5 protein-coding genes are annotated in these 7,387 nt (G+C 42.4%); 3 read left to right on the top strand and 2 right to left on the bottom strand.

The window, feature by feature from the left end; translation table 11 throughout:
- Both lptG and lptF read right to left on the bottom strand, forming a co-directional pair.
- Nucleotides 1–945, bottom strand: a 945-nt coding sequence (lptG, locus tag H5072_RS07780) for an LPS export ABC transporter permease LptG (RefSeq protein WP_182693180.1), incomplete at its 3' end; no start/stop codon positions are given.
- Nucleotides 942–2,054, bottom strand: a complete 1,113-nt coding sequence (gene lptF, locus H5072_RS07785; protein ID WP_182693181.1) for an LPS export ABC transporter permease LptF — start codon at nt 2,052–2,054, stop codon at nt 942–944. The genes lptG and lptF, both read right to left, overlap by 4 nt.
- Before the next feature lie 309 nt (nt 2,055–2,363).
- On the opposite strand from lptF, the gene pepA reads away from it, so the two are divergent.
- The 3 genes from pepA (at nt 2,364) to H5072_RS07800 (ending at nt 7,380) form a co-directional block, all read left to right on the top strand.
- Nucleotides 2,364–3,875, top strand: a complete 1,512-nt coding sequence (gene pepA / locus H5072_RS07790) for a leucyl aminopeptidase (RefSeq protein ID WP_024595639.1) — start codon at nt 2,364–2,366, stop codon at nt 3,873–3,875.
- Between the two features lie 149 nt (nt 3,876–4,024).
- Nucleotides 4,025–4,471, top strand: a complete 447-nt coding sequence (locus H5072_RS07795) for a DNA polymerase III subunit chi (protein WP_002962020.1) — start codon at nt 4,025–4,027, stop codon at nt 4,469–4,471.
- A gap of 53 nt (nt 4,472–4,524) precedes the next feature.
- A complete protein-coding gene (locus H5072_RS07800; protein ID WP_182693182.1) occupies nt 4,525–7,380 on the top strand; it encodes a valine--tRNA ligase in 2,856 nt (951 codons plus the stop codon).
- The last annotated feature ends 7 nt before the right edge of the window (nt 7,381–7,387 follow it).

Raw genomic sequence — 7,387 nt, forward strand, 5'->3', positions numbered from 1 at the left:
ATGAAACACGATCCCCGTTACAACACCCATAATAATACGTGCGCCCATAGTAACGGTACGCAGCGGGCCAAATATAAACGAGAGCGCCACCAGCAGCATTACCGCTACAGATACAGGCTGCATAAGCTTACGCCACAGAGCGAGCTCGTAGGTACTGGTGTCTTGTTCGTTTTGCTCTAAGTAAGTTAAATACGACCAAAGCCCAGTAAATGAAAGTGACTCTGGTTTTACCGAAACAACCCCTAACTTTTCAGCGGTCAATTGTGAAGGGTAAAACTCTTCTGGTAGTTGCTCTGTTGTGGTTTTTTCGCTCGTAATAATAACCTTATTTACATCACGAAGTAGCCAGCCTTCTTTTCGGCTCAGTGCATCTTTTGCTTTAGTGATTTGGGTAAGCTCTAACGATTTGTCAAAGTGGTACATGTGTACCCCGTTGAGCCTGCCGTTTTCGTCAACATCTTCAATATTAATAAAATTGCTGCCGTCTTTAGCCCATACACCTTTTTGTGTGTTAAATACATCGCCGCCATGTATTGCTTGGTTACGCATTTCTTTGGCGTGTAATTGCGCTTCAGGTGCACCCCATTCGCCAAGTGCCATCATGCATACAGCCATAAATATAGCCGTTTTCATTACAGAGCCAATTATTTGTAAGCGCGACATACCAGCCGCTTGCATCACTACCAGCTCACTGTTTGAGGCAAGTGCCCCCAACCCCGTTAAGCCACCAATTAGCGCAGCCATCGGAAAAAACACCACTAAATCGCCAGGTATTGTGTAAAGCGTGTAAAGCATTGCGGTCATTAAATCGTAACTGCCACGCCCTACCGACTTTAGCTGGTCGATAAACTTAATTAAGGTGCTAATACCAACAAGTACCAACAATGCAAAGCCGGTAGTTTGTAAAATACTGCGGCCTAAATACCAATCAAGCGTTTTCATCATGAGCCTAACTCCCGCTTAGTTACAACGGCTTTAAGCCAAGCGCCCAGCGGCCGCCCTTTTATAATTAATAATCCACCTATAAACAAGGCACTTAGGTGAATCCACCACAAGCCAATTGAAGGCGGAATTTTGCCATCTTCAACTGCAAATTTAGCGGCATTTAGTAAAATAAAATAGCCTAAGTACAAGCTTATAGCAGGCACTAGTTTTGCAAATTTACCTTGGCGAGGATTAACCACACTTAGCGGTACTGCCAGTAAGGTAAGTAACGGAATTGATAATGGAATAGCGAGTCGCCACTGCCATTGAGCAATAGATTCAGGAGTTTTAATGGCGAGTAATTGATTAGTAGGCACAGCCTCTAATTTACGGCGTTGATGCTCTATTTCTTGTTCTCGTATTTGTACGCTGTAACCATCAAATTCTGTTAAGTTAAGTGCAGGCGTTGTGCCATCTGTTTCGTAACGTTTACCGTCTGTTAGCACGAGCTGTTGCTCACCATTTACGGCTTCAACCACAACACCTTGCTCTGCATATACTAAGCGCGCTAGGTTGCCTTTTTCGCTATCGGGTAACTGTGCAACAAATACCTTATTGAGCTCTTTGCCACCCTTTTCAATATTATGAATAAACACCACGGCTTTTTCGTTACCGGTTTCTTGGAACCGCCCAGCTCTGAGTGCGGATAACCCCGCATCGGCTTTGGCTTGTTCTTTTAATTGATACTCTTGCTCGCTTGCCCACGGCGCAATATACATAGTCAGTGCTGCGGCTAATATAGCAAGCCCTACACTTGATATAAGTGTTACGCGCACAACATACCATTCACTTACGCCACAGGCTTTAAGTACGGTCATTTCGCTATCGGCGTAAATACGGCTGTAGGCTAAAATAATGCCTAAAAATATACTCAGCGGAAGTATTAGCGAGGCTAGTTGTGGAAGTTTTAGTGCAATCATCGATAGCACTAATTTAGCAGGAATGCTGCCCTCAGAGGCATCACCTAAAATACCAACTAACTTTTGTGACAAAAATATTGTCATCAAAGTTAAAAATACGGCGACCTGCGATTTTAAAACCTCAGCGGTCAAATAACGGAAAATTAGCAATGCTCGCCCCTGTTAAACATGGAATTTCACTACGATAGTGAGAATTGAATAGTTAAATAGCTATTTTACCCAATTAATACCGGCAAATAGGCTATTATTATAAGCCATCAAAATTAATTATCCTACCTAAGTGCACGATATAATGTTGCATTAGTAGCCCTTAAGCATATAAAGTTCAATTACACAGTAAGAGTCTAACAAAATCAGCTAAAATAAGAATTATCCTTACATAAGTTACGTAGATAAGACTAGAAAATACTTTTTTAGCCCCAACTTAGTAACTTAAACGACTCAAAACCAGGAGTAACAATGGAATTTAACGTAAAAAGTGGTAGCCCAGAAAAACAGCGCAGCGCATGTATTGTGGTTGGCGTTTACGAGCCACGTAGGTTATCCCCCATTGGTGAACAACTCGATAAAATTAGTGATGGTTATATCTCTAATTTACTTCGCCGTGGCGATTTAGAAGGTAAGCCAGGCCAAGTTTTATTATTGCATCATGTACCTAATGTATTAAGCGAGCGCATATTGCTTGTTGGTTGTGGTAAAGAGCGTGAGCTTGATGATAAGCAATATAAACAAATCATTTCTAAAACTATTAATACCTTAAACGAAACGGGCTCTATGGAAGCAGTCTGCTTTTTAACAGAGCAACACGTTAAAGGTCGCGACACCTACTGGAAAGTACGTCAGGCAGTTGAGACAACGCAAGACTGCTTATATACGTTCAACCAACTGAAAAGTAAAAAAGTAGACCCTCGCCGTCCACTGCGTAAAATGGTGTTTAACGTACCAACACGACGCGAACTAACTATTGGCGAAAGCGCTATTGAGCATGGTTTAGCCATTGCAGCAGGTAGTAAGCTATGTAAAGACGTAGCTAATATGCCACCAAATATTTGTAATCCTGTGTACTTAGGTGAACAAGCACAAGAGCTGGCAACTGATTTTGACAACATCACTGTTGATCTTATTGACGAAAAGCAAATGGCAGAACTTGGTATGAATTCTTACCTAGCTGTTGGCCGAGGTAGTGATAACGAATCGATTATGTCGATTATTAACTACAAAGGCGCCGCTGATGACCAAGCCCCTATTGTACTTGTTGGTAAAGGTCTAACGTTTGATTCAGGCGGTATTTCATTAAAACCAGGCGAAGGCATGGACGAAATGAAATACGACATGGGCGGAGCAGCAGGTGTTATTGGGGCAATGCGTGCACTTGCACAAATGCAATTGCCGATTAACGTTATTGGTGTTTTAGCGGGTTGTGAAAACATGCCTGGCTCAAATGCGTATCGTCCAGGTGATATTTTAACAACAATGTCAGGGCAAACAGTTGAAGTATTAAACACCGACGCTGAAGGCCGCTTAGTATTATGTGACGCACTAACATATGTTGAACGCTTTAATCCAGATACGGTTATTGACGTAGCAACGCTAACTGGCGCGTGTATTGTAGCCCTTGGCGCGCATGCTACTGGTTTACTATCAAACCATAACCCACTTGCGCACGATTTATTAAAAGCGTCTGAGCAAAGTGGCGACCGTGCATGGCAGTTACCGTTATGGGATGACTATCAAGATCAACTAGAAAGCCCATTTGCTGACTTTACGAACTTAGGTGGACGCTCTGCGGGTACTATTACTGCGGCATGTTTCTTATCTAAATTTACTAAAAAGTATAATTGGGCACATTTAGATGTTGCCGGTACAGCGTGGCGCAGTGGCGCTAAAAAAGGCGCAACGGGCCGTCCTGTTCCTATGCTTACTCAGTATTTATTAAATCGAGCGGGTGTAAGCGAAGCTACGCACGATTAATAATCTATTTAGCTATTTATAAGGCGCCATTTGGCGCCTTATTTATTTGTGTATTAATTGAAGCAAACCCCGTTATATGGCAAAATCTGCCTCTTAATTTGTGTATATCAATTTGGTATACATTCAATGTCATGGGAAACCCCGATACAATGAACATGAACGCTAAATTTTTCGTTCTAAAGCAACAAGATGAGTCTAAAGCGAAGGCTGACGATCATTTTGCATTGGCAGCTCAAATTGCGGCCGATCAGTATCGAAATGGGCAGCGTGTGTTTATTTGTGTTAACGATAACGAAGCAGCCTGTGCCATTGATGAAATAATTTGGGCATTCGATCCAGATAGTTTTGTGCCACATAATTTACAAGGTGAAGGCCCTAAAGGCGGCGCACCTGTAGAAATTGGTATTACGCCACCTGTTGGCAATCGTAAAGTTTTAATTAACTTGGCTACTCAGTTACCGGATTATATTCGTCGGTTTAACCAAGTTTTTGATTTTGTACCCGTAGAACCAGCTGCTAAGCAAGCAGCCCGCGAGCGTTTTAAAAAGCTACGCCAACTCGGTGCCAATCTCACCACGCAAGATATTAATAGCTAGCCAATCAGGCAAACTAACCAACTAATTTAAGTACTTATTTAAGGTTCTGTGTAATGGATAAAACCTACAATCCGCAAGATATTGAACAGTCTCTATATCAAGACTGGGAACAAAAAGGCTACTTTAAGCCATCTGGCCAAGGCGTACCATATTCAATTATGATCCCGCCGCCAAATGTCACTGGTAGCTTACACATGGGCCACGCCTTCCAAGATACAATAATGGATACCCTAACGCGTTTTAAACGTATGCAAGGTAACAACACATTATGGCAAGTAGGTACTGACCACGCAGGTATTGCAACGCAAATGTTGGTTGAGCGTAAACTGCATGCCGAAGAAGGCAAAACACGCCACGATTTAGGCCGCGAAGATTTTATTAATAAAATCTGGGAATGGAAAAAAGAATCTGGCGGTACTATCACTAAGCAGCTTCGTCGCCTTGGCGCATCGGTTGATTGGGATCGTGAACGCTTTACCATGGATGATGGTTTATCTGAAGCTGTTAAAGAAGTGTTTGTACGCCTCCATAAAGAAAACCTAATTTACCGAGGCAAGCGCCTAGTAAACTGGGATCCAAAATTACACACGGCTATTTCTGATCTTGAAGTTGAAAACAAAGACAAGCAAGGCCACATGTGGAACTTACGTTACCCATTAGCTGATGGCGTTACAACACAAGACGGAAAAGACTACATAGTAGTAGCAACAACACGTCCTGAAACCATGTTGGGTGACTCGGGTGTTGCAGTAAATCCTGATGATGAGCGCTACACAGATTTAATCGGTAAAGAGATTTTATTACCCATCGTTAATCGTCGTATTAAAATTGTTGCTGACGAACACGCCGATAAAGATAAAGGCACGGGCTGTGTAAAAATAACCCCAGCGCACGACTTTAACGATAACGAAGTGGGCAAGCGTCATCAAATGCCTATGATCAACATTTTCGATAAAGACGCCGCTATTCTTACCCAAGGTGAAACATACACCTTTGACGGTAAAGAGCTTGAGTTTGATGCACCAATACCTGAGCGCTTGCACGGCCTAGATCGTTTTGCTGCTCGTAAAGCAATTGTGGCAGAATTTGAAGAACTAGGTTTACTTGAAAAAATTGAAGACCATGGTTTAACGGTTCCTTACGGCGATCGCTCTGGTGTGGTAATTGAGCCACTGCTTACCGACCAATGGTATGTACGTGTTGCACCACTTGCTGAACCTGCAAAAGACGCTGTTAAAAACGGCGACATTCAATTTGTACCTAAGCAATACGAAAACATGTACTTCTCGTGGATGAACGACGTACAAGATTGGTGTATTTCACGCCAGCTTTGGTGGGGTCACCGCATTCCAGCTTGGTACGACAGTGAAGGCAATGTATTTGTTGGTCGCGACGAAGCCGAAGTACGCCGTGAAAACAACATTGCAGATAACGTAACACTAAGCCAAGACGAAGACGTACTTGATACGTGGTTCTCGTCAGCACTTTGGACTTTCTCTACACAAGGTTGGCCTGAAAATACCGATGATTTAAAAACCTTCCATCCGTCTGACGTGCTGGTAACTGGTTTTGATATTATTTTCTTCTGGGTTGCGCGCATGATTATGATGACGCTGCACTTTGTGAAAGACGAAAATGGCAAACCACAAGTTCCGTTTAAAACCGTGTATGTAACGGGCTTAATACGTGATGACAATGGCGATAAAATGTCTAAGTCAAAAGGTAACGTACTTGACCCACTAGACATGATTGACGGCATTGAACTTGAAGACCTAGTACAAAAACGTACTGGTAACATGATGCAGCCAAAACTTGCCGCTAAAATTGAAAAAGATACGCGTAAAGTATTTGCAGGCGGTATTGAGGCACACGGCACCGACGCCCTTCGCTTTACACTTGCTGCAATGGCATCTACCGGTCGTGATATTAACTGGGACATGAACCGCCTTGAAGGTTACCGTAACTTCTGTAATAAATTATGGAACGCGAGCCGTTACGTATTAATGAATACAGAAGAGCAAGACTGTGGTTTTGCCAACGATGCACAAAAAGAGCTTTCATTAGCTGACCGCTGGATTTTAGGTCAATTTGAGTCAACAGTTAAAACATACACTGAGCACCTTGATAACTACCGCTTTGACTTAGCTGCTAATACGCTTTACGAATTCACTTGGAACCAGTTCTGTGATTGGTACTTAGAGCTAACTAAGCCGGTATTATTTAAAGGTAATGAAGCGCAGCAACGTGGTACACGTAATACACTTATTACCGTACTTGAAAGCTTACTGCGTTTAATGCACCCAATGATGCCGTACATCACTGAAACGATTTGGCAACGTGTTGCACCTCTTGCAGGCCTTGAAACAACAAACACCAGCATTATGGTTCAGCCGTTCCCTGTATATAATGAAGCAAGCGTTGATGCTAAAGCGATGGACGACTTAGAGTGGGTTAAACAATTCATTTTAGCTATTCGTAACATTCGTGGTGAAATGGATATTAGCCCAAGTAAACCGCTTAGCGTATTACTTGCTAATGCATCAAGCGACGACGTGCGCCGTATTGAAGAAAACAAATCATTTTTAGCATCACTTGCAAAAATTGAAGAGTTTACAATGCTTGAAAACAAAGACGACGCACCTGCATGTGCAACGTCTTATGTTGGCAACCTTGAGATCATGATCCCAATGGCGGGCTTAATTGATGTAGAAGCCGAGCTTTCACGTATTAATAAGCAACTCGAAAAAGCAGAAAAAGGCCTAGCACAAGTGCAAAACAAACTCGCTAACGAAAAGTTTGTTAATAACGCACCTGAAGCGGTACTTGCTAAAGAAAATGCAAAACTGGCTGAGTTTAGCGATGCTAAAACTAAGCTACTTGAGCAAAAAACTAAAATAGAAAGTTTATAAGCTTTCA

The sequence above is a fragment of the Pseudoalteromonas sp. SR45-5 genome, from assembly GCF_014163565.1.
Classification (GTDB): Bacteria; Pseudomonadota; Gammaproteobacteria; order Enterobacterales; family Alteromonadaceae; genus Pseudoalteromonas; species Pseudoalteromonas distincta.

Excerpts from the sequence above, each read along its gene's own strand:
- H5072_RS07795 (WP_002962020.1), top strand. The coding sequence starts at position 4,025 with ATGAACATGAACGCTAAATTTTTCGTTCTAAAGCAACAAGATGAGTCT.
- H5072_RS07800 (WP_182693182.1), top strand. The coding sequence starts at position 4,525 with ATGGATAAAACCTACAATCCGCAAGATATTGAACAGTCTCTATATCAA.
- pepA (WP_024595639.1), top strand. The coding sequence starts at position 2,364 with ATGGAATTTAACGTAAAAAGTGGTAGCCCAGAAAAACAGCGCAGCGCA.